The organism is Evansella sp. AB-P1 (assembly GCF_029688925.1).
Lineage (GTDB): Bacteria > Bacillota > Bacilli > Bacillales > Salisediminibacteriaceae > Evansella.
Map to the genome: position 1 here is coordinate 133812 of NZ_JARUKY010000003.1, position 25273 is coordinate 159084.

General features: G+C 34.1%; 13 protein-coding genes. 1 reads left to right on the forward strand and 12 read right to left on the reverse strand.

Annotated features, from left to right (window positions below; all coding sequences use genetic code 11):
* Positions 1–198: 198 nt before the first annotated feature.
* From QA612_RS04270 to QA612_RS04310, 9 genes are all read right to left on the reverse strand, one after another.
* Positions 199–4176, reverse strand: a complete 3978-nt coding sequence (locus QA612_RS04270; RefSeq protein WP_278282524.1) for a S8 family serine peptidase — start codon at positions 4174–4176, stop codon at positions 199–201.
* A gap of 240 nt (positions 4177–4416) precedes the next feature.
* Positions 4417–7629 (reverse strand): N-acetylglucosaminidase, encoded by a 3213-nt coding sequence (locus QA612_RS04275; protein ID WP_278282525.1) that lies wholly within the window; start codon positions 7627–7629, stop codon positions 4417–4419.
* Positions 7630–7815: 186 nt separating this feature from the next.
* On the reverse strand, positions 7816–10374 hold the full coding sequence (locus QA612_RS04280) for a glycosyltransferase (RefSeq protein WP_278282526.1): 2559 nt from the start codon (positions 10372–10374) through the stop codon (positions 7816–7818).
* 95 nt (positions 10375–10469) lie between these two features.
* The gene (locus tag QA612_RS04285) at positions 10470–13430 is read right to left on the reverse strand and encodes a glycosyltransferase (protein WP_278282527.1); all 2961 of its coding nucleotides are present in this window, start codon (positions 13428–13430) and stop codon (positions 10470–10472) included.
* 43 nt (positions 13431–13473) lie between these two features.
* The gene (locus QA612_RS04290; protein WP_278282528.1) at positions 13474–16224 is read right to left on the reverse strand and encodes an ATP-binding cassette domain-containing protein; all 2751 of its coding nucleotides are present in this window, start codon (positions 16222–16224) and stop codon (positions 13474–13476) included.
* A gap of 265 nt (positions 16225–16489) precedes the next feature.
* Positions 16490–17272, reverse strand: a complete 783-nt coding sequence (locus QA612_RS04295; protein ID WP_278282529.1) for an ABC transporter permease — start codon at positions 17270–17272, stop codon at positions 16490–16492.
* 152 nt (positions 17273–17424) lie between these two features.
* Positions 17425–18204 (reverse strand): glycosyltransferase family 2 protein, encoded by a 780-nt coding sequence (locus tag QA612_RS04300; protein ID WP_278282530.1) that lies wholly within the window; start codon positions 18202–18204, stop codon positions 17425–17427.
* Between the two features lie 128 nt (positions 18205–18332).
* Positions 18333–19466 carry a glycosyltransferase gene (locus QA612_RS04305; protein WP_278282531.1) on the reverse strand — a complete coding sequence of 378 codons (1134 nt, stop codon included), beginning with the start codon at positions 19464–19466 and terminating at the stop codon, positions 18333–18335.
* A gap of 38 nt (positions 19467–19504) precedes the next feature.
* Entirely contained in the window at positions 19505–20623 is a 1119-nt protein-coding gene (locus QA612_RS04310) for a glycosyltransferase (RefSeq protein ID WP_278282532.1), read from the reverse strand.
* 465 nt (positions 20624–21088) lie between these two features.
* Here QA612_RS04310 and QA612_RS04315 point away from each other — a divergent pair, with 465 nt between their 5' ends.
* Entirely contained in the window at positions 21089–21331 is a 243-nt protein-coding gene (locus QA612_RS04315; protein ID WP_278282533.1) for a CpXC domain-containing protein, read from the forward strand.
* Between the two features lie 66 nt (positions 21332–21397).
* Here QA612_RS04315 and QA612_RS04320 read toward each other — a convergent pair whose 3' ends face one another.
* The 3 genes from QA612_RS04320 to QA612_RS04330 form a co-directional block, all read right to left on the reverse strand.
* Positions 21398–22225, reverse strand: a complete 828-nt coding sequence (locus QA612_RS04320; protein WP_278282534.1) for a hypothetical protein — start codon at positions 22223–22225, stop codon at positions 21398–21400.
* A 108-nt stretch (positions 22226–22333) separates the two neighbouring features.
* Positions 22334–22930 carry a class D sortase gene (locus QA612_RS04325; protein ID WP_278282535.1) on the reverse strand — a complete coding sequence of 199 codons (597 nt, stop codon included), beginning with the start codon at positions 22928–22930 and terminating at the stop codon, positions 22334–22336.
* Between the two features lie 256 nt (positions 22931–23186).
* Entirely contained in the window at positions 23187–25244 is a 2058-nt protein-coding gene (locus QA612_RS04330) for a penicillin-binding transpeptidase domain-containing protein (protein WP_278282536.1), read from the reverse strand.
* Positions 25245–25273 lie beyond the last annotated feature (29 nt).

A 25273-nucleotide genomic window follows, 5' to 3' on the forward strand; every position in this document is an offset into this window, starting at 1 on the left:
TATCTATTTCATCTATCTTGCATTTTTACTACATAATTAATACATTGAATAATATTAAAAGATAAATGTTGAACAATTGACGATGACGTAAAAATGTTTTTGTCAAAATATAGAAGTATGAATTAAAAGTGTTTAGTATTTTTCATTTCAATGCAAAATACAGTGTACCTGTTAAATAGCACACTGTATTTTATTATTTTATTTCTTATATTTTACAATATCAAAATATAGAATTGGATTTTCTAACTGATCATATAAGGCTTTTATTCTAGGGAGTTGCTTTACTGCCCACCCCATGTCTGTCGCATATTGAGAATGGCCATGCCAAGAGTTCAAATACTTATGGTTCCACCTCATTTTATATAGGGTATTCTGACCTCTTTTTAGATAACTATTTGCTATGAACTGTGCTCCTCCAATAATAGCAGCATTTGGAGTAAACCACCCTTGATCGTATGCATATTGAGCTCCACACGTATATGGGCAGCTATCAAAGGCGCCAATACCATACATGTTGTAGACTGTCCTTCCATTCACTTGCATTCCAGTTGCTAATGGAGAAGTTCCATTTCCAGTTTCTAATAAAGCGTGACTTATTAAATAGACTTCATTTATAGAATGCCTCTCACCTGCAGTTATAAACGCTTGACCAAGTCCTTGAAGAATACCTTTTCCTGATAGTACATTATTCAGTTGAACAGCAGATACTCCAGTACTTTTATCTAATACTAAGTGCTGAAATCTGTCATTTTGATTAGGATCTAAATAATTTATAAAATGATCAGGCTTTGCATTTCTCCACGTGGAATAGCGAATTTTAATCCAATTATTATTACCACTAATACTGCCACCGGTAACTTCTTCTAATAAATTCCACTCTGACCCCTTACTTACTCGGCCATAGCTATGGCTATTTGTACTGGCTACTTCTCTTACATTTGTAGGTTCAGTTACTACCGCTATTTTTGTAACATCTACTAAATCTTTATGAACATATAAGGTTTGTCCAAGATAACTAATTCTAAACCAAGTATCACTGCTACTCCACGTGTCACCTTTCACTTCCCTCAGAATCGTAAAGGTGGTTCCCTGTGCAACGGTTACAGCTATACTTGAATCAGATAAGTTTGGTGAAGTTCTTAGCCTAACACTGTTTACATTCGTAACACCACGATTAACGATATCAACAAAACTACTATGAATAAATCCTGGCTCATTTCTGTATAAATCTGTTTGTGGTGGTGGATTTAACTGACTCTGTCTTGCTTGCGCTTCTGACAAAGTTAAGTTATAAGTCGTGTAGGTGATAACCTCTCTTCCAGGAATTAGTCCCAATTCAGCTAAAGACAATAAACTTTTTACTTCTTCTTTAATATTATTATTAACACCAATCCCGTTAATAATTACATGGTATCTATCAATTGCAGTGCTAAAATTCTCTTTTTGGTGTTGTTCTTTTGCCCAACTTAATAATGATTGAGCACTTGAATTAATACCCACTTCAAACCTGCTATCATATGGATAAAATTCGTGACCTTCAATATATAATGCTAGCCTAGCAGATGATGTTGGTTGTTGCTTCGCTAATTCAAAAATGACATCTGCTGGTCTTTTACCTTCCTTTGCCTCTTCTAGCTTTCTTTTAGTTTCTTTCATTATATCTCTGTGTAACACTGGAGATAATAATATAATCTCATAACGATCGATGGCTGTCTCATACCTTCCATCATTATGTTGTTGAATAGCCCAGTTTAAAAGAGAACGGCCACTATTATTAATTCCTGTTTCAAAACGGTCATCATTAGGATACAAGGAATAGCCTTCTATAAATTTAGATAGTCTATCAGAAGACGTTGACTGTTGTTTTGCCAAATGGTATATATCCTTTGCTGTTGGTAACGTTTTCCCAGCAAGAGCATAATCAAGTTTTATCTTTGTTTCATGCAATGTCTCCTCAGATAATGTAGGAACATTTAAAAGCGTTTCATAACGATCTATTGCTGTATTTAAATTCCCCGCTTGATGCTGACTTGTTGTCCATCTAAGAAGAGACCGTGCACTTGAATTAATTCCTGCATCAAACCGCTTGTCTTCCGGATACAACTCAAAAGCTTCCATAAATACCTCTAACCGAGGAGATGAGGAAGATTGGCTAATTGCGATATCAAAGTACATATCTGGTGTACGTTTTCTAGATTCGGCATGATACAGATTAAATTTAGTTTCCTTCGTTATACTTGTCAACAATTCTGGAGCTAGAAGAATTGCTTCATATCTATCAATTGCTATATTAAAGTGTCCATCTTTATGTTGCCCTTTTGCCCATCTTAATAATGACTGTGAACTGGAATTAATACCAGCTGCAAATCGAGTATCTTGAGGATACAGGTTATAACCTTCAATATAAAAAACTAATCTCTCTGAAGATGTACTTTGTTTTCTTGCAGTATTATTAAGGTCATCTGCTGTAGGGATATTTCTATTTAATTCTGCATACCCTAACTTAACCTCAGTATCACGTTTCACAGCATCATTTAATATAGGAGCATTTAAAATCCTTTGATATCTGTCTAGCGCCGTATCATAGCGCCCAAAATTGTGTTGTTCACCTGCCCATCTTAATAATGAACGGGCACTATCATTAATACCTTTTTCAAAACGATCATCATTAGGATATAAAAGATAGCCCTCACTATAAGCTAATAATCGATCTGATGAATTACTTTGTGACATCGCAAATTCAAACCATTCATCAGCAGTTTTTAAATGAACAGATTCATCTGGTTCCTCTAACGGTATGTCCATTGAAATAGAGTCCTGTGAATCGGATAAAAGATAAGATGGTGCTTGAACTAAGCCGTATCCAAAGTATTGATCTTTACCCGGTAATCCAAGATCTAATGCTGTTTCCAGAAGTAATTTTCTAATTTCAATATTATTTAAAGTTGGTTTCGCCTCTAATAATAAAGCAATAACACCAGTAACATGAGGGGTAGCCATACTTGTCCCACTATGAGTAGCGTAGGAATTACGTAAAAATGTTGAATGAATGGAAACACCAGGCGCACTTAATTCAATTTCAGTACCTATGTTTGAAAATTCGGTTATTCTATTATTACTATCCGTTGCAGAAACAGCAATAACATTTGGGTGTGCCGCTGGAAAGCTTACACTACCATGGTTGTCATTCCCAGCTGCTGCAACAATTAATATCCCTTCGTTATATGCTTTTGTGATTGCATGATCTATTGCAGATGAATAACTATTTGATCCTAGGCTAATGTTAATAATGTCAACACCTTGTGAGATTGCCCAATCAATACCTGCTAAAACATCAGAAGACCAAATTTCACCTTTTATGGTACTTACGCGGGCAGCATAAATATCAACCTCTGGTGCTACACCTACTACACCGAAATCATTGTCTATCGCTCCAATAATTCCTGCTACGTGTGTCCCATGGCCATCATCGTCTTCACATGTTGGTGCATTTGTTGCACTAAAGCACCCAACGACATTTAAGTCTGGATGAGTAGTATCTATCCCACTATCAATAACCGCAACCTTTATTCCCTTTCCAGTAAATCCATTACTCCATGCCTTCTGCGCTTCCAGTCGTTCAATACCCCAATCTACTATCTGACTTTGCTTATCAAATAATTCAATACTTTCAACTGCAATGACATTAGGATTATTTTTTAAGGCATGGATTGCTTGGCTAGGTATGGAAATAGCCATTGCCGGTAAATTTTTATACTCATGATAAATATTTCCTTTTGATTGAAGAATTAACTCTTTGTTTGCTTTATTTTTAAATAAAACAATAAATTTCTCTTCATTATTATCTATTTCAGACAATTTATTTTGCAGAAACTTTTCTTCTATTCCTTTTTCTAATTGTTTATCTTTTTCAAAAACATCACTAGTCTCTTCAATAGTTTCTTCTTCGATTATTTTCGGTATATTACTATCTATATTATTACCACTACTCTGTTCTTCATCTAGAGTAAAGGTATCATTAACACTTGTAATTTTTGACACAATGTCATTAGTCGTATTTTTCTCTTCCACTTGAAGGAAGTTTTCTTGTGCTGCACCTACCGTATATATAGGAAAAATTAGATGTATACAGGTAACCAATGATAACATAAGAATACATAGTTTATTCGTTTTCATCTATCTACCTCCCAAATAATTGTAAGTCTTTTAAACTACTAATATAGTATCATCTAAAAGAGAACTCTTTTCAATCTCTATATTCATGCCAACTATGGTATTTAATGTTATTCTTTTTTGATGTGAAGAATTGTTAAAGTAATGGAGTTTGCACATTTGTAACTCTTGGTCTTTTAAACTTCGAACAAAAAAAAGAATGTGCACCAAAGAATTTGGTACACATTCTTTTATATTTTTTACTTACTTATACACTGGAATATCAAAATGGAGCATTGGAAAGATTTCAATTTGATCGTAGAGTTGCTCCATTCTCACAGCCTGCTTTGTTGCCCAACCAATATCCGTTGCATATTGGTTTGTACCTGCACTTGCTGGATTCCATCTCATTTTATAAATAGTATTTTGCGGATTAGAAGATTTATTAACGTACCTATCAGATATCCATTTTGCACCACCAATGACTGCCTTTTCCGGGGTAGTCCAACCTTGCTGGAACGCATAACGTGCACCACCGTTTAGTGGGCTATTATCAAATGCAGCGATACCAAACATGTTATATACCTTCACAGCATCACTTGGAAGTTTAGATGAATCTGTAACTAGGCTTCCGTTACTATTTCGAATTGGATTTCCATTAGCATCTACATAAACTCCCTTAGCTAACGTTGATGTACCGTGAGCTGTTTCAAGAATAGCATGTGCGATTAAGTAAACTTCATTAACTGAATGTTGTTTAGCACCATCACTAAATGCTTTCCCAAGGCCGTCTAATATCCCTCTTCCTGCAACCATACTGTTTAATTGGTTAACTGGCACACCAACACTTTCAGAAAGGACCAGGTGTTGAAACCTATTATTATTGTCAGGATCTAGACTTTGTAATACATCAGCTTCCGGAGCATTTCTCCAAGTACGGTTAAATTTAAGTTCATACCAAATATGCCCATCATTTCCGACACTTGATCCTTCAAGTCGCCTCACTACTTCTAACTCCGTATTAGCACTAACAGAACCAAACGAATGACTATTAGTAGTTGCATGCTTACGAATATTTGCTGTACTTTTTACAAATGCAACTTCCTTTACATCAGCTAAGTTAGTATGAACATATCGCGTTTCACCATTGTGCTTAATTTTATACCACTTATTACTCCCATTCCATTCCGAACCTGTCACTTCATCTTCAATGATTACTGAAGTTCCCCTACTCACTTGTACAAAATCACTAGTTAAATTAGGCTCTTTTCGTAAGTTGACTGGATCCCCTGTAATAACACCACGTTCTTCAATATCTATTAACGAACTATGAATAAAGACATTTGCATTTCTATATTTGTCCGTTTGTGGTGGCGGGTTTCTAATTCCCATCTGTACATTTAATGCATCTGACAGAGAAGTATTATATTCCGTAAATTCAATTAGCTCATTACTAGGTGTTAACCCTTTTTCTGCTAAAGATAAATAATGTCTAGCATCTGCTTTAATACTATTTTGAACTCCAAATGAACCAATAATTGTACTATACCTATCGATTACTGTTTCAAAATTTCCTAAACGATGCTGGTCTACTGACCAATTTAATAAAGATTGTGCTGTAGCGTTTATTCCATTTTCAAACCGTTTATCAGATGGGTACAAAATGTATCCCTCAATAAAAACTGGTAATCTATTAGAGGCTGTTGATTGATTATTAGCTTTTGTAAATAGCTCGTTTGACGTTGGAATTCGTTTACCTTGCTCTGCATAAACGAGTTTTACTTCAGTCTCCCGTTTCAGCATATCATCCAATTGAGAAACAGCTAAAATAGTTATATATCGTTCAATTGCAGTTTCAAACTGACTATTATTATGCTGCCTAGTAGCCCAATCTAATAATGAACGAGCACTAGAATTTATCCCCGACACAAAACGGTTATCATTTGGAAATTCTTCATTACCTTCAATAAATAGTGCTAACCTTTCTGATGCTGTAGACTGACTTTGAGCTAAATCATACAATCCATCAGGCGTTCTCAGTTCTTGTTCCGCTTGTTCTAATTTATATACTGTTTCCTGTTTAATACTATTAGATAACACAGGAGCAGAAAGGATAAATTTGTAACGTTCAATTGCAGTAGTATATTCGCCTTCATCATGTCTTTTAGTAGCCCAATTTAACAAAGATTGTGCACTATTATTTAAACCTGTTGTAAAACGACTATCATTTGGATAAAATTTATTACCTTCACTATACAAAGTTAGTCTTTCTGATGCTGTAGAACCGTTTCTTGCTAGGTTGTAGAGAACATTCGCTGGTCTTTTACCTTGCTTCGCATCAGCTAACCTTGATTCTGTTTCCTGCTTAGTACTTTGAATCAAAGCAGGAGCTGATAGAATAGTTTCATATCGTTCAATTGCTGTCTCAAAGTTACCGGCATCATGCTGACCTTTTGCCCAACTTAGTAAAGAATTAGCACTGGAATTAATACCACTTTCAAAACGACTATCATTCGGGTAAAATCTATATCCCTCACTATACAATGCTAGTCTTTCTGATGCTGTAGAGCCATTCTTTGCTTGAGCATATAGAACATTCGCTGACCTTTTACCTTGTTTTGCAGCACTTAATTTAGATTCAGTCTCCTGCGTTATCCCTTGGGATAACGTTGGTGCTGACAAGATTGTTTCATATCGTTCAATTGCTGTCTCAAAGTTACCAGCATCATGCTGACCTTTTGCCCAACTTAGTAAAGAATTAGCACTGGAATTAATACCACTTTCAAAACGACTATCATTCGGGTAAAATCTATATCCCTCACTATACAATGCTAGTCTTTCTGATGCTGTGGAGCCATTTCTCGCTAGGGTATAGAGAATATCTGCTGGTCTTTTACCTTGTTTCGCCTCAACTAATCTTGATTCTGCTTTCTGCTTAATACTTTGAGTCAAGGCAGGAGCAGAAAGGATGGTTTCATACCTTTCAATTGCCGTTTCAAAATTACCTTCATCATGTTGACCTATTGCCCAGTGAAGTAATGAATTCGCACTTTGATTGATACCTGATTTGAATCTCTCATCATTCGGGTATACATCATAACCTTTTATATACTCCTCTAATCTTTTAGAAGCCGTATTTAAAGAGGCCGCGTATTGAATCCATGAATCTGCATCTCTTACTTCACTATTACTGCTGGAGACTTGAAAAGTTGCCATCATCTCTTCACTAAAAGTAGTTGATTCGGTATTGGATTTTTCGTCAATACGAGAATGATCTTCTTCCTCATTCTCAAACGCTTTTTCTGACCTTAATTCTTCCTCATATTCATACTCAATATCTTCTAAATCCACTTCTTCAGCTGAAAGAACTACTTCTTCATTATGTTCATCCTCTACTCCAGAATTAGATCCCTCAGAAAATACACTATGAGGAAAAATACTAGAAAATAACAATAAACTAATAACAAGTTTTTTCATATATTCCCCCTTCTTCTTATTTAACTTAATCAAATCTTCAAATCTATTAAATTGTACAACTTTGATAATAGTAGATAATTAGGCTTATGTAAATAGGGATGTTCTACAAAATTCAGCAAAATATTAAATGTATTTGAAAGAAAAAATACCTCCTTGGAGAATTCCAAGGAGGAGAAAAATTTCTTTCTAAAATATTGTTATCTTTTCCATTTGGCCGTACTTTTTTAATCTTGTTGCGTGCATCTTATAACCAAATTTAGATTCCACATATTCAAATGCTCTTTGAACTTGATTATCATACATTTGAGGATCGTTCATAAGCATCAAAATTTTATCTTTTACTTCATGTATTTCTGCATAAATAGCCGCTTCTTCGAATAAGTCACTATAACTATGTGGTAAAACCACTGGAACACCTACAGCCATCGCTTCTATAATTACTCGTCCAAATGATTCAACCCAATCTGAGTGTGTATAGTAAACGAATACATCTAATTCAGCTAGAAATTCTTTAGGGTGTAATTCTCCAAACTCATAAACGCACCAATTATTTGGAGTGCGACCAACGATTCTCCTTGGGGTTACTGCTCCACCAAGGATGTAAATCTGAAATTCTTCTGAATCTGGGTATATTGAAAGAAAATCATTTTTACGTTCTGGCCATTTCACTTCATGATCTCTTGAATGTCTACCAATCCTTATTTTAGCGCTTTTTTCACGTCTTTTACTACGTTTCCATTCATCAAGGTCAATAATATTAGACCAATCCTCTTTTGAAAGATTAATTAACGGTAAATCTCTTTCATGATGCTCATGCAGGGCCTCTCTTACTAACGGACCAATTGGATGCCATACACCCTCTTTACCAAAGTAGTTGATTACATTTTGTTGACTTTGCTTTAAATTGTATCGCAAAACAGCATTTGGGCCATAATCACTCATCGGTGGTTGATTAATGATAATTCGAATGTTATTTGTCTTTACGTCAGGAATGAACTTTTGCCATTCTTGAAGAATTGGAGGGTATCTCACTATTAAAAGATCACAAGACACTTTTTCTCCATAAACTAACATATTTACTTTATCTCCATCAATTTGATCTCTAACCTTATCATTTACCTCTTTTGTAGGATCTACATCATAACGACTTATCTGAATTAGTCCAGTTTCTACACCAATTTTTTTATGGGCTTTAATTTCTTCAATATTTGACATTGTACTACCGCCAACAAGCCTGAAGTCTGATGCAATAATAACGTCAAAATGCCTTCTCTTGTTTACTTTAGTAAGTAAGGTATTAGGAACTGGAAATATTCTTTCCTTATTGCCAAAACTATAATACAACGAATCTGATTTTAAATGAAAATGAGTATAACTTTCAACATATTCTTTTTGAGCCCCAATATAAAATTGATTTGATCCTGCAAAATTATAATCATTATAATAGTCATTTTCTATTTTTTTTAACGTAAGTGGACCAATTTCTAATTCCTTTACTGAAGATTCTCCAAATACTTTTTTAACTCTTTGAATAAATTCAATATCTCCACAGTAGTTGACAGTATCCCAATAACCTATAGCATTCTTAACATGTTCAAGTCGAAACATAAAAGAGGTAGTATTTGTTACTGTATATTTGCTTTCATTTTTTTGACGGAAGAAATGGAGATAATTATCTGTCCAAACATTTTGAGAAGTATTCCCAAGAATATCTTGATTGGAAATGAGCTGATCTATTTGTTTTTCTAATTTTTGAGGATGTGCCCATTCATTGGAGTTGAATACAGTCACAAAATCACCATTTGAAATCTTTAATCCATGATTTCGTGCTTCATATTGCCCCGCCATTTCAGACAAACTTATTAGTTTAAATCTACTATCTTTCCTAATATAATCCTCTACAATATTTGCAGTGTTGTCAGTACTCCCGTCATCTATTATAATCGCTTCGAAATTTCTCCAAGTTTGATGAATAATAGAGTCTAATGTGTTTCTTAAATATGATTCAGCATTATTAACGGGTACAATAATGGATACTTTATGAGAATCATCATCTCTTTGATCATTACCCATATGATTAGAAATTGAGTAAAAAGGAAGTTTATCCTTTGAAGAATTGATATTTATTTCGACTAACCCATACAGTTTCAAACAATGATTAATATATTTTTGTTGTTCATTAATATCAGATTCTACGTTAGATGCAGCAAGGTAGAGATCCCCCTGCCTTTCACCTTCTAATCCTTTTGATATAGCTTTCTTCGCTTCTTTATAATTATTTAATCGTATATAATTTTCAGCCTCGATTATTTTTGTTTCATACAAGTTTATTGGTTTATGCTTGCCTGATAATTCAGTTGATAAAAGATCTACACATTTTGCAGCACTTTCCTTATTATTTTGACTAGAATACCATAAAACCAATTCCCAAGTAGCCAATTTCTTTAAGTCGTCATTTTTCGTTTCTTTGATGAATGATTCCAATTCTTTTAATTGCCTATCGACAAAACCGATACTATAAAGGCGATGCCGCATTTTTTGTAAACGAAGCTTGGAATGCCCCTTTGAGGGGGATAATATCTTTTTAATTATGTCTTTATGTTTTGGGGAAAGTTTTTTTGATATGCGTTCTTTTAATCTTGTACTGCTCTTACTTTCCATCCATGCAAGAAACTCAATTACTTTTCTTATAAAAAAATTATCTTTTAACTTATGGTACAAAAATTTCAATATTTTTTTTATCATGACTAACATCCTCCTAAAATCAAAAGGGAACTAAAAAAGCTTTTTCATCGTTATGATGGTCTTGGTATAACTTCAAGGAAAGATAAACTTTCATACTATACCTTTTCTTTATCCAATGAAGAAGATGTTAGCCATTGGCCCTCGTGTCCAAAGACAGACCTAAGATTCTCATTTGCAATCATAGTATTAAAAGTGACATTTTCTTTTTCAAACGATTCTCTAGATTTCCTTAAAATAACTTCAACTTTTTCCGTTTTAATTATTGGAGAATCATCTATTTTATACTTTAAAATTAAAGGATTTCCAACAACAACTAAATCCGAAGAAACTTCTTCACCAGGGACAATTATATCTAAATTTTCATCATTTGCTAATTGATAAATTCTTTGACTTAGTTGTTCATCTTGAGTGAGATCATATCTCGGCCAATGAATGATACCAACTTTTTTTCCTAAAATAGTTAACGCACCCTTAATTGAATAAAACGTTGATTCAAAATATTCGTCTTCATACGAAAAATCTGATACAAATATAACATCATAATTCCTTTCATCTGGACGAGAATGATACATAATAATAGGTGCTGGGAATTTTCTACCATGATCCTTTGGATCAATATAAAGTTTTGATGGTGGACTATTTGTATGCCACCAATTAGCACCCTCTCTATAGACTCTTCTTAATCCAAACTTAACTGTTCTAACATGGGTTGCTTTAGAACGAGTCAAGGAAGTCTCACTTGTTAATGAAAACGATAATGGAACATTTGGTTCATGGGTTAAAACAGATTCTTTTCCATATACCGATTGTATACGCCATAAAAACTCTGTATCACCAGTTACACGTACTTCATCCCATCCCCCAATTTTAGTGATTACACTTCTATTAAATAGTAAGGACGATAAATTCCTCTCGAAATACGTTCCTTTAGGGAACCACGGCCCCATAAATGTCATATCTTCTAAAACACGACTCCAATAGGATACTACTGCGACACAATCAGGTGCATTAATTAAAGCTCTAACTTGACTTTCTATTTTTTGAGGGTGTGACCAATCATCACTATCATGTATAGTGATAAAATCACCAGTAACGTGTTGAAGAGCAGTATTACGAGCTGCATATGCCCCTTCATTATTTTCCTTCTTGAACAATTTTACTCTTTTATCCTTTTCTGCATAAGACGAAATAACATCACATGTATTGTCCGTACTGCAATCGTCAACGATAACTATCTCAATATTTCTCCATGACTGTGCAAGAAGTCCTTCTAGTGTAATACCGATCATATCTTCCGCGTTATATGCAGGAATAATAACAGAAACCTTTTTTATTTGGTCATTCATACTTGGTATTTCTTGATTTTTTTTTGATAATACCGTCGTAATGTTACTTAAAGTTAACGGTTCATGTTCGTTCTTTTTAATGACAGGAGCATAACCTGTATTATGAAAAATAGTATTGATCCACTTTAATTTATTATTATCGTCTTTAGTCGTATTGGCCATACCTAAACAAAGATCTGCAACATACCCCTTTTCATCAATTGTCTGTTGTAAGATACTTTTTGCCTCATCCATTTTATTCAGTTGCATTAAACACTTCACCTTAACTATAATTCTCCCTAAGCTATCCTTTTTCTCAGGGTCCAACTGATTAATATAATCAATATTGTCTAACGCACCTTTAAAATCTCCATTTGCATATGTCCATCGCATCAACGCCCAAGCTGCTTTACATTTTTCTTGAGTTGAGCTATCTTCCGAATGCTTTATTTTATTTAAATCCTTTAAAGCATAGGTTGAAAATCCACCCCATAGCTTTTTTTCTAGGATATACACTCTCATTTTTTTGTTATGTTTTTTCTTTGTTGCCTTCTGTTCATTATTAGCAACTTTTACAGCTGTCTTAGTATTTGATTCTCTCTTTAATCCTAATTTGTATTTGATAAAGTCTATCATGTTTCGAAATGGTGTTAATATACGCCATGATCGACTTTCAATGATTGAGTTATACTTCCGTTCAATACTTTCTTTATCATTTGTTATATCAAGTATCTGTTGGTGCATTTTTTCTAATTCTAATTTAAAACTTTCCATTCTTGATTCATACAGGCTATTATCCTTATTATTTTTATTTTCCAAATGCCTTATTTCAGCTTTACATACAAGGTTTTCTTCTATACTTTCATCTAATTGATTTTTAATTTTTTTTATTTGTTTGGAATTTCTATTCCACTCTGGGTGAGCTTTAACTAAAGACAAAGCTCTATCATCAATCGTGTTGGAATCTACATAGAAATTTTCTCTTTCTAAACTAGTGTTATTCGGTGTATTCGAAAGGTTCTGTTGAAATTCATTTGAAACATAGATCGAGGTTTGGAAAGTATGGGAACAAAGTTTATACCCAACCCCATTTAAATAAGTATAGATATCACTATTTCCAATACCATCAGACTTTAAGGAATAATCTTCAATTAGAATCATTAATGGACGATATTTATTCCAATCATTTGACTTTAAAGCTTTTAAGTCTTCTCCTTCGATATCAACATTTAATAAATCTATTTCCTTTCCTTCACCAACATATTCAGAGAAAATACTTTCTAATGTTCGTACATTAATTATTTCTTCTCCAATTATCTCTTTCCCTCTATCGAGTTGTCTTTTAAGATTATCTTCTGAAATGGTATTGATAGTTTTTTCCTTGAATTTATAATAAGTTGCTTCTCGCTTTTCATCACCAATAGCTGCTTGAATATTTATATCGTTAGGACGATCATTTTTAAATAATTCAATAGCTTCGGTTGAAGCATCAACATTTATTCCGTTCCACCCATATAACAGGTGTAGCAAATAAGTGTTTGAATACTTTTTAGGTCGAAACGCACCAACATCTATATAAAAACCATTTGTTTTTTTATTAAATAATTTTATTACATTAATATCTTCTCCTGCTTCACTAAAATGAAAAGCTACATCTTTCGTTGCTGCAATTGATAAATATTCAAGTGGAGAAACCTCAATTCCATTAACTTTAAATGTTTTTTTTGACACTATCCTCACTCCAATTAACTTACAATTTGACATGTATTCCTGTTTAATTCATTCTTAATTCCTTTACATGTTGTTTGTATCGTTCTATTGCTTCATTTGGGTCTCCATCAAACAATATTTCACCTTTATTAACCCAAATAGCTCGAGTACACACTTTTTCTACGAAACCCATACTATGCGAGACAATTAATACAGCTTTTGATTTTTCCATAATTTCTTGAATTTTATCACTAGCTTTTCGTTTAAAGGCCATATCACCTGTTGATAAAGCCTCATCAATAATAAAAATGTCTGGCTGCAGTGTTGCGGCAATACTAAAACCTAATCTAGATTGCATTCCACTTGAATATTGTTTTACTGGTTTATCTATAAATTTCCCAAGTTCTGAAAAATTAACTATTTCTTCAAAATTTTCTTCTACTTTTTTCTTTGGAATACCTAATAACAATCCATTTAAAAAGATATTATCCCTGCCAGTTAATTGAGCATTAAAGCCTGTCCCATAACCTAAAAGTGCGGTAGTTTCACCATCTACAAATAAGTTACCTTCATCTGGAGATAAAATATTTGTCAATAATCTACATAGTGTACTCTTACCAGCACCATTATGGCCAATAATTCCTACTACTTCACCTTGTTTAATCTCAAAATTAATATTCTTTAATGCCCAGTGCTGAGTTCGATTCATATTATAATAAACACTAACATTATCAGCCTTTATAATAGTAGAGTCTTTTACATCATGTTCTAACTTCCTAAGTTCAATTTTCTTTTTCTTTTTTCGTTTTCTAAATGGAATAGATTCCCGATATGCATCAATTATATAATCAGGCTCTCCAATATCTCTTACAATACCCTTGTCTAACCAAACTAGTCGATCGCAGTTCTTTTCAGCATATTTTAAACTATGAGTAACAAGTATAACCATCTTTGCTTTTTGCACAAGCTCTTTCATTTTTTTAGCTGCTTTTATACTAAATTCTTCGTCTCCTGTATTTAATGATTCATCCAGAATTAATATTTCTGGTTCTAAAAATGAAGCCACACTAAACCCCAATCTAGCTCGCATTCCACTTGAATACGTTTTTACAGGCTGATCAATAAAATCACCAATTCCTGAAAATTCACGGATTTCTTCTATAAAATGTTGAATTTTTGATTTTTCAATTCCTAACATCATACCATTCAAATAAACATTTTCTCGTCCACTTAGCTCTTTATTAAAGCCCATGCCTAATGAAAACAATGCTGAAACTCTACCATCAACCGTTACTTTACCTTCATCGGGTTTTAAGATTCCTGATAATACTTTACAAAGAGTAGTTTTACCAGAACCATTTGATCCAATAATCCCCAACACTTCCCCTTTGTAACCTACCAAGTCTATATTCCTCAATGGCCAAATTAAATCTCTAGTCTTTCTTTTTTTACTTTTTTGAAAAAGATTAAAAACATGTGACTTATAGTCATCAGAACGTTGCCCAGATAGAAATGATACACCTAAATTTTCGATACGAAAAACTTCTTCCTTTTGTGTTTTTTCTGGCTTTTCCTCTATTATTTTTAATGGTTCATATTCCGCTGAAAAGCCTAGTCCTTTTTGCACTAAATTTTCCAAATAAGCAATAGCAGGGATTAGGTATTCTTCTTGATGGTTTTCTATCTGGTTACGACTAAAAGCATTAAACCATGTAAGAATTAGTGCATACACAAAAAAGATTTTTTGAATATTTTCTAATTTTTGTCCAAAAGATGGATTAGATAAATAATGAATATCTATCTGTTTAAATGAAAACTTAAGTCTCCTAAACAGTTTAACTAAATCACAACCAACAGGAGCAAGTCCACAATAAGCCCAATCTATTACACTGTATTTATCATTTTTTTCATCATATAATATATTTTGTGTATGAAAATCTCCATGGAGAAAGGAGTAATGTTTTTTAGGATCCAACATTTCGTAAAGCTTATTATCCATTATCAAATGTTCAATTCTTTTTATTAAATTTACCGTTTTATCAGAATACTTTCTTTTATTTCTTTGAAAATAAAGCCATTCAAAAACTTCACTATTAGTTTCTTTACTGTGAAATTCACTAAAAACATTCGTTAAACCTAGTTTCCCAGCTAATTTAGTCTCCTTTTTTGTATGAGGGAAGTAATGAATAACATCTTCATAACGAAGTGAAGATATATCCTTAAATATAGTTAAAATATCATCAATATGTGACTTTTTGGGATAACTCCCGTTTACCTTCTCAATTGTCATAAAAATAATTCCTGCATATTCCTTGATATTTAACAAGTTAGGAGTAAATTGTTGAAGTATCTTGTGGTCATTTCGAATTTCCTTATAAAATAATCCTTCATTCCGTATCTTTTCTTTTTCAATTATTTTAGTATAATATACCTTTTCACCAACTATGTGTTCAATTACACCTAAATTATTACCTCCACTTTCTAACACTTTATATGATGATTGTATCGGGGTTTCTCCTATATTTATACTATCTTCTATTTGACTAATAACAAGATCTAGCTTTGAATTTAATTTGAGATCTAGGCTCTTTCTCATATTAATTGTAGCTAATTCTGAATTTTTTCTCCTTCTATACATCGTACCTAGCCATTGGTAAAACAACTCATTATTTGGATCAAGTTTAACTAAAACTTCCCCTACATTTGTTGCCTTAGCCCAATGAGATTGGCTCTGATATGTTTTATAAAGTTCCTTATACAAGTCGATAATAAATGGTAAATCGTTATTTTCAGTATTAATTTTTAGCTCTTCCAAGCTTAAATTATTTATATTTATTCCGTCTTCTAGTATTTCCCTAGATTTTTGGAGATGGCCAAGTTCTCGATAGGCTCTTCCAAGGCCGATGTATGGTCTAATTGGAGGGTTTTCTTGTTCTTCCTCCAATGCAGCCTCCCAAAATACAATTGCGTTCTTCCAATGTTTTCTTTTCATTTCTTTTTCTGCTAATGAAATGTTTGTTTGTTTATTCATATCTATTACAACTCCACTTTTAAATATATAAATGACAGATTAAATTTCATTACAGGGCTTTAATAATTTTATGTTCATTTTTTTTATAAAATAAAATCAATAAGAAAATAATCACAAGAGAAATTAAACTAATTATGAGAAGTCCTGAAAAATCAGGTAATCGGTGAAACATCAGGATATCTCGATAAGAGTTAATGATTACTGCTACTGGATTCATGTCCACTACCCATTTGTACTCTGCAGGTAACCGGCCACCTTCCCAAATAATTGGGGAGGAATAAAAAGTAATTCTAACAACATGTGATATTAAATTATCAATATCACGTATAAAGACACAGATGTAAGATAAAAACATACTAACTGCCATCAAAAACAGTAGTTGGACTAATATTATTATAGGAAGAAATATAACATGCCATCCAGGAATAACATTAAAAATAGCTAAAAATATAGCTACAACAATTAACCCAAATGAGAAATTAAACATTTGTGAAAAAGTTGTCGTCATTGGGAAAATTGCTTTTGGTAAATAGACTTGGTTAATTATAGACGAATACTTGGTAATTGATCTAGCTGATCCATTTAATGTAGTACTGATCCATCTCCAAGAAACTAAACCAATAACTAGAAATACAGCATAATTAAAGTTTTCAGAGCCTCGGCCTAATATAATAACAACTAAGAAATAATAAACAAGTACATTAAGAAGTGGATCTAATAACCACCAAAAATAACCTAAGTAACTATTTCTATGCTCTGCTTTTAACCCCGATTTCACAAGGTAGATTAAAAGGTCTTTTCGTTTTAACATTTCACTAATATATTCGCGCATCTTTATTCTTGCACCGCCTTACTCAATTCATAAAAATTTTGTCCTACTATTTCATATATTTCTTTCTTTACTATCACGTTAAATGCTACAACACCTAGCCAAATCCAACATTATTATTATCACACAATGTAAAAAAATGTCTAGAAATAATTTTAACTCTCTACACTATATTTCTTTATTTTAAAATACACATAAAACAGGAAATACCATGTACTTTTTAATAGGCTGAGCTTCTCTATTTCTCGATACACCTTCCAGTTTTGCTTTGCCATCTTGATTTTATTACTGGATAGGGAATTTTCAACCACTCGATAGACAGATAATACTTCTTGTAAGCAGTATGCCGTATGCCCTTTTTTACAAATAGAAAGCCACAATACATAGTCCTGTCGAGAACGAATATTTACCATTTTCACTTTTCCAGTTTTTTCAGTATCTAGCATCACGGTTAAGCAACCAATAACATTTTCCTTTAAAAGCTGGTGATAATTTACTTTAGGAGGAATGTTCCCTACTGAACATACTTCCTCCCCACGTTCATTAATTTTTATATAATTAGTATAGGAAAAAGCAATATCATTCTCTTCCATAAATGTTAGCTGCTTTTCTAACTTTTCTGGCAGCCATTGATCATCACTATCTAAAAAGGCAAAATAGCGTCCTCGAGCATGCTCCATCGCTGTATTGCGAGCTACAGCTGGACCACTATTTCGTTCAAGCTGAATTAGTTTAATTCTTTCATCCTGCTCCATATACTCTTTAATGATTTCGATTGTTTGATCAGACGAATAATCATCCACAATAATCATTTCCCAATTCGTAAAGGTTTGCCGTAATACAGACTCCACTGTATCACGAATAAACCTTTCAGAATTGTAGGCAGGAGTAATAATCGATATAAGTGGTTTATTATCGTTCTTCCTATTATCCATGATTATCACCATCGTTTAATTTATAGGCTACCCTGAAACAAGGTAATCCTAATACTTATTGAATCGCTACATTCGAACGATCTCTACTACTGAAGCTTTTTTATTTTCAAAACGCCAATGTCAATAGCTTATGACGATTTGTTTTGCCACATTTCATCATACCATTCTACGAGCTTCTTTTCTTCTATTTTCCAATTTAATTTATGAAGTATGGCTTCCTTACCATTCTTGCCCATTTTCTTTGCCGCATTCCCATTCTCCCTCAAATAATCAAGAGCTCCCTTAATTTCTGCATCATTATGTGGATCAACAGCAATACCACAGGCATATTCCTCAACAAACTCTTTCCATTTTGGAAAATCCGAGCAAATAATAGGAATGCCAGCACTCATATATTCAAAAAACTTCGTTAATTCCTTCTTCATATAATGCTCAGATGGAGGAAATAAGGCTACACCTGCTAACCAACGATGAGACACATAATTTTCTTCAATAATCCCTTTTGGAACGAAACGATCAATTCCTTCAATAATAAGTTGATTACGTCTTTCACCAGCAGTCTCATACATTTTTGCCGCAAAGAGACTTGGACATTTCCCAAAAAAATAAACAGAAAGGCTATTGTCAATATAAGGGAGCTTCGCATGCTCCATTGCTCCCCGTTCCATTGTCACATTCCCTGTATAAATAAGTTTATTCTCCGCTGGTTCTTCCGTAATTTCGTGTTTCATTAATTTTTCATTTAAAACGGGATAATTTAATATACACGTTCCCCTTGGATATTTTTCTTTGTAATATTTCTCTGCTAAACAAAGCTCAAGCTTTCGTGAAAAGAACTTTTCAATTAGCCTATACATTTTTGCAGCTACATACCGCAGTGGCTTTATTAAATACTCCTTTTGCAGCATAGCAGTTTCATAATCCTCATGGATATCATATATAACCACATTCCCCTTTTTCTTTAACAGCCATGCAACAGGTAACAGCTCTGGGTCATGTATATGGTAATAATCTGCCTTTAGATCTCGTGCTTTTTTATAAGCTTCCATAGTAGAAAGGAACATTCTTTTAAATCTATTTTTCCGCTTCTTTAAAGGCAAAATAGTAATGGAGCTATTGGGATCAATATCTTCGTGTTCAGGAACAATGAAGGTAACTTCAAAGCCTGCGTCATGTAGCGATAGACATTCCTTATAATATATCCTTGGATCTAACGGATGGTGGACAGTTGTTAAATGGACCACCTTTTTCTGCCTACTCATTTCCTAAACACATCTCCTCTACAGTTTTTCCCTTTACTTTACTTTTGAAGTGTCCTGAGAAAAACCTGTTCATATTGCTTTACAATTTCCTTTGCATCAAAATGTTGCGCCCGTTCATAGCCCTTCTTAATGAGAGCATCTCGGTTCTCATTATTCAATTGGAGAACGTCCCGCATTTTTTCAGCTAAGTCAGTTGCATTACCCACCTCGCAAAGAGAACCAAATTCTCCGTTATCTAGTACTTCTGCTGGACCAGATTTACAATCAGTAGATACAACAGGCGTTCCTGTAGCTAATGCTTCCGCAATCACATGACTAAACCCTTCGTGTATGGACGAAAGGACAAAAAGGTCTGCATGATGAAAATAAATGTATGGATTACTTTGAAAGCCAACAAAGTGAACCCGGTCTCTAATCTTAAGGTCAGTCGCTTGCTTAATCAACGCATCCTTCAAGGGCCCTTCTCCAAGAATGACTAATTGACTCTTTATCTGATCATTTACTTTAGCGAATGCTTCTAATAAAGTTTTTTGATCCTTCTGCTCCACTAGCCTACCTGCAGTCACAATGACTTTGTCCCCTGTTTCAAAAAATGCTTTATGCTCTTGGGCTAGATGACCATTGTCAATTTTTTCATGAATATGCTCCAAATCTACTGGATTGTAGATAACTTCAATGTCTTTCGGTTTGACCTTGTACTTAGTTACTAAATTTTCTTTTACTCCTTCAGATAAGGATACGATTTGATTAGAGAGCTTATAAATCGTTCCAAATCCTAGCAGCTGCATATTTTCTCGGAAGGTGCCACCTAAATTATCTGCTTCACGAATAACACTTTTTGCTTTTGAAAAAGATAGTTTATTCGCTATAATTGCAATAGTATTTACTCTCGGAATCGTACTAAATACTACGTCAATTTCCTTCTCCTTAATAATGTTTGCTAAGCTACTTATAGACTTACTTAATCTTCTCGTCTCTAATTTTATAAATTCCACGTCTTCCCTTAATTCCGTTTCGTAGGAGCCATCAAAATTTAATGTGACTAGTTTAGGAGAGAATCTACTTCTATCTAAATTGTTAATTATATTTAATAACGTACGAGCTGCACCGCCTGCTCCCATTTGGTAAATGAAAAAGAGCACCTTTATTTTTTTCATTTACATACATCCCTTCTCAGCTGAGCTTTATAATTTTTCCTACATTTTACTCATAGAATTTTCTAACTTCTGTAATATATAATAACAATATGTTTGTCACTCAATTGTGAAATTTAGTGTAACTTCGTGTGAAGATTCTTGATGCAATAAATTGGTGATTTATTTCCTATAAAAAATATGGATTAGCTACCATATATAAATTACACTAGCGTTTTTTCGATGAAAGGTAGTATTTAATGACATAATTGTCGATTATATCATAGTTACCTAAGGTCGGCGATAATCAGTAAAAGCAAATTACTAATAGAAAGGCCATAAGTCAATAGCCTTTAAATTCTATGCTATTAAAATTTATATTATAGGACTATTTAACAATTATACAAAATAAGTATTAACAAAGTGCAAATTATTCTAGATAATGATAATATCATCGAATTGTGTCGATTGTCGTTAAGGAGGAGAGCAGTGGTAGGATTAAAACTTTTTCAAAATAAAAAAACAAAATGTAGCACTCACATATGTTGTCCGAGCTGCGGAGATGAAAGTACGGTAGAAGAATGGAATGAGATAGCAGTTAGCATTTATGGGAAGAGTAGCCCTGATGTTCGTACTGCTGCATTAGATAAAAAAATATCCTTTCCATTTCAATGTCCAAATTGTTATCGAGGATTTTCAGCTTACTTACTGGAATTTGTTGATAAAAAATAGGTGAGTACATACCATAAGGGGATGACATGATTTAAATGTCATCCCCTCTTCAGTGATTAATAATAATTAGTTATTCACAAAAAATGTTTTAATACTATTTTTCCAGGTTTCATGCCCCAATGCTGTTGGCATTCGGTGTTCTTCACCTACATATGCATGGAGGGCTTCATCCTCAACATCAGGCCAATCATTCCAATGATCGATATACATATAGTCTGTCTCTTCCTGCACAAAGGTTCTTAACTGCTCAACGTATTGTGGATAATACATCGTTCCGAACACTGGCTGTGGAGGCTGTACCATCACGATTACATCTTCATGACTACTTTCAAAAGCATTGACCATAATAGAAAGTGCTGTTATTGTATCGTTTGTAGAAACAATTCCATTATCATTCCAAAGGAAAGGTTCAATAATAACAACATCAGGATTTAATCTAGCAACACCTAAGTGATACTCTTCTTGCAAAACCTCTAAGCTAGTTATTTGGCCAAATTCATACGTTTCAACACGAAATAAGTCTCTTTCATATTTTTCATTTAACCCTTTTTCTAATAAAAGGGGCCATGGATCAATGCCTTCACGTTGTGAATCCACAAGTGCTCTCGAACCAAATGCAATAATATGTATCTCATCATTATCAAATCTTTGTTCAACCAATGCTTTTATTGAGGTTGGCAGTCCGTCCGTTAGCTGCTCAAACCACGCTTGCTCCTCATCTTCTCTTTTTGCAAAAGCTTCCTCTTCACGCTGGATTTGCTCCTGTACCATCGTTTCATGATCAACCTTAGCAGAATTTGCAATTTCTGCAAGTTTGTTATCATAGGCAAACTTCCCAAAGACAACTGCACCAATTGATAGAATAAATATCATCATTACTAGAACTTTCTTCATAAAAATACCCCTTTTTAATCAATCCTCATAAGTAACCCCCACGTCATTTAGCATGCTTTTATAAAGCCGCAAACATGGGGGCAAACATTGTTTATTTAAATTATAAATTTACTCATTTACTGGTTTTGCATTTATGATATACCGATCAGGAGCATCCCCAATAAAACGAAAAGGATAACAGGTAGAAATCGTTAACACTTCCTCATCAATGGAGTAATCAATAACCGTACGATCATCTGCAGGAACGATAAACGGTTCTTCATGTATTTCATATTTGAACGTTCCATATCCCATCTGGACTTCAATTATATCACCTACAACCAAATCTCCTAAATTACGAAAAACTGTATCACGATGTCCGGATAATAGTATTTGGCGCCCTTGTCCAGGGAAGGCCGTACCAATGTAGTGTCCAACGCCAGCTTTTAAATCTTCATCAGACGTCCCTACTACAATAGGCCATTCATCATCAAGGATTGGAATAGAAAGAATCCCTATTGCATCCCCATTGTCTGGTTCAAAATCTCTTAAAATACTTTCTAAATCCCCTCGTTCTGACGCATCTTGTTGTGCACTATGGACAATACTTTGAGCCGTTCGAAGTGCTTCGTCTTGCTTCGAATTCATCTCGAAATATTGATAACCTCCTATACCTAAGAAAAAAAAGCTTGTAAGGATTAAAACGATCCCGATCCATTTTCTCATCCGACGCCTCTCCCCTAACTAAAAATATATATTCATTATAACCGAAGTAGATATAAGTTAAAAGATACATATAGAAGGATATAGTTTAGTTTTCTAGAAACAGCAAGTCAAAACAAATCTTTTAATAGTAGATATTGTAGGAAATTACAACATACATGGGATTTCTGCCCTGAAAATAAGAATGTTTCAGTAGTGAAGGGCAGCGACTCCAGCGGGCGAGCTTCCAAACCACTTAATCCTTCTGTAGTCAAAATCTCTAATCTATCAAACGTAAAAATTCGTTTACTAAATCAACAACGTATCCACTTCCTCCTAAATCCTCCACATGTTCAATCATCATTGTAACGAGTATGTCCTTTTCATCGTAATCTAAAGCAACATACCAACCTAACTCTTTCCCATCTTCACTATCACGAGTATCCTTTAGCTCTGCTGTTCCAGTTTTTCCTGCCATGGATCGATTGTAACCGAGGTTTTCTCGATATGCCGTTCCATTAGGGTCATTCGTAACTGAAATAATAGAGTCTAAAACAATTGCTGCCGTTTGTTCTGAGATAACATCTTCCTTCCACCATTCTCCTGTTGCCTCATCTTCTAATAGAACTGGTTGAACGACTGATCCATCATTAACAAACATCGTATAAAGAGTTGAGAGATGAACGACATTCATCTGCACTTGCCCTTGCCCGTAGCCAGTATCAGCAACTAATATGTCAGAGCTTAAAGATTCATTTGCTAGATTTGACGCATACAGGGGAAATTCAAATGGAATAGGTTCTTCAAATCCAAACACTTCCGCCCAAGATTCCATTTTTTCTGCACCAATATGTAACGCCTGTTGGGCAAAATAAATGTTGTCCGAATACTTCATTCCTGTATTTAAATCAACATTTGTGACATGATCATAAAACCTCACAACCTCATAGCCTCCCCAATTACTGCCTTCAGGCTGCCACGATTTATCTGTAATTGTGATAGTTTCATTTGGATCTAACGTTCCTTCCTCTATTCCAATTGCTGCAGTAAAAGGCTTAAATACAGACCCTGGCGAATAAGCATATTGGAAACGTCTCTCATATAACACATTAATATCGTCAAGGGCTTCCGTTCTTGGATCTCTCATATTTAAATAATTGAAATTAGAATCATAGGATGGCTGACTTACTAACGCTAAGACTTCTCCAGTGGTTGGATTCATGACCACTCCAGCACCATAATCATCACCAATCGTATTAGCTAGCATTTCTTGAAGCTCAGCATCTATCGTCAATGTTATAGTCTCTCCATCAATAGCTTCATTCTTAATAATAACATCCTTTGTATTTCCAGCTTCATCTGTAACAGCTATCGTAACACCTCGTTCTCCTCGAAGCCTCTCTTCATATACACTTTCAAGTCCCCGTTTACCAATAACTGAAGTAGATGTATACCCTTCACCTTCTAGTGCCTCTAACTCTTCTGCAGTAATAGGCCCAATATATCCAATTAATTGAGCTAAGCTTTCTCCATATTGGTACTCTCTTCCTGGAATTCGGTTAATAAGTACACCTCCAATTTCTAGGAGATCATCTAATCTAGCATCACTTAATGGCATTCGTTGAACAGGTGCAAACCAATCTGGGTTATTCGGATATGCATTAGCCAAATTCCTAACTCGATCTACATCCATGTTAAATAAACGGGCCACATCTTCCGTCGCTTGATCAAAATCATCTATTCTATTTGGAACAAAGCCAACCTCATACACTTCGCCATTAACGGCTAGCTCTCTTCCACTGCGATCTACTATCTCTCCCCTTTTCGGTAGCTCTGCGGAAACAGTGATTTTATCTGTGGGAGAATCCAATCCAACGAATATATGTGATGGGTGCCATTCAATATACCACTGTTCTCTTTCCTCATCATTTTCGTCTTCCTCTATTTTCTTCAGTAACGTAATAGTCGTTTCATAACGAAGATTCCCTGCAATTGTGGCCATTGTTATTTCGATTGGATATTGAAGCTCCTCTGTAACCTCCCAATCTATTTCTTCTTCTTCAAAATCACGTGATTCATACGTAATTTGGATTTGATCCACTCCCAAATCCTCATACACCTGCCCCATCCTTTCTGGCAAGCTCCATTCCTGTTCTTCAAGAAGGTCTATTGATTGTGTATGAAGAGTTGCGACCATTCTATCGTATTCATGTGTTTCCCACGCCTCTATGTATTCTTCTAGTGTGTCTTCAGGATTAACCTTTTCATCATCCGAACACCCCAGCAAAAAGGCTACATTAGCAAAGGAAATTAAAAATATAAAAAAAGCCTTTTTCACTACAATCACTCCCCTTTTCATTTCATCTA

What these genes read in the sequence shown, in the direction of transcription:
- QA612_RS04270 (WP_278282524.1), bottom strand. Translation starts at nt 4,176, where the DNA reads ATGAAAACGAATAAACTATGTATTCTTATGTTATCATTGGTTACCTGT.
- QA612_RS04275 (WP_278282525.1), bottom strand. Translation starts at nt 7,629, where the DNA reads ATGAAAAAACTTGTTATTAGTTTATTGTTATTTTCTAGTATTTTTCCT.
- QA612_RS04280 (WP_278282526.1), bottom strand. Translation starts at nt 10,374, where the DNA reads ATGATAAAAAAAATATTGAAATTTTTGTACCATAAGTTAAAAGATAAT.
- QA612_RS04295 (WP_278282529.1), bottom strand. Translation starts at nt 17,272, where the DNA reads ATGCGCGAATATATTAGTGAAATGTTAAAACGAAAAGACCTTTTAATC.
- QA612_RS04300 (WP_278282530.1), bottom strand. Translation starts at nt 18,204, where the DNA reads ATGGATAATAGGAAGAACGATAATAAACCACTTATATCGATTATTACT.
- QA612_RS04305 (WP_278282531.1), bottom strand. Translation starts at nt 19,466, where the DNA reads ATGAGTAGGCAGAAAAAGGTGGTCCATTTAACAACTGTCCACCATCCG.
- QA612_RS04310 (WP_278282532.1), bottom strand. Translation starts at nt 20,623, where the DNA reads ATGAAAAAAATAAAGGTGCTCTTTTTCATTTACCAAATGGGAGCAGGC.
- QA612_RS04320 (WP_278282534.1), bottom strand. Translation starts at nt 22,225, where the DNA reads ATGAAGAAAGTTCTAGTAATGATGATATTTATTCTATCAATTGGTGCA.
- QA612_RS04325 (WP_278282535.1), bottom strand. Translation starts at nt 22,930, where the DNA reads ATGAGAAAATGGATCGGGATCGTTTTAATCCTTACAAGCTTTTTTTTC.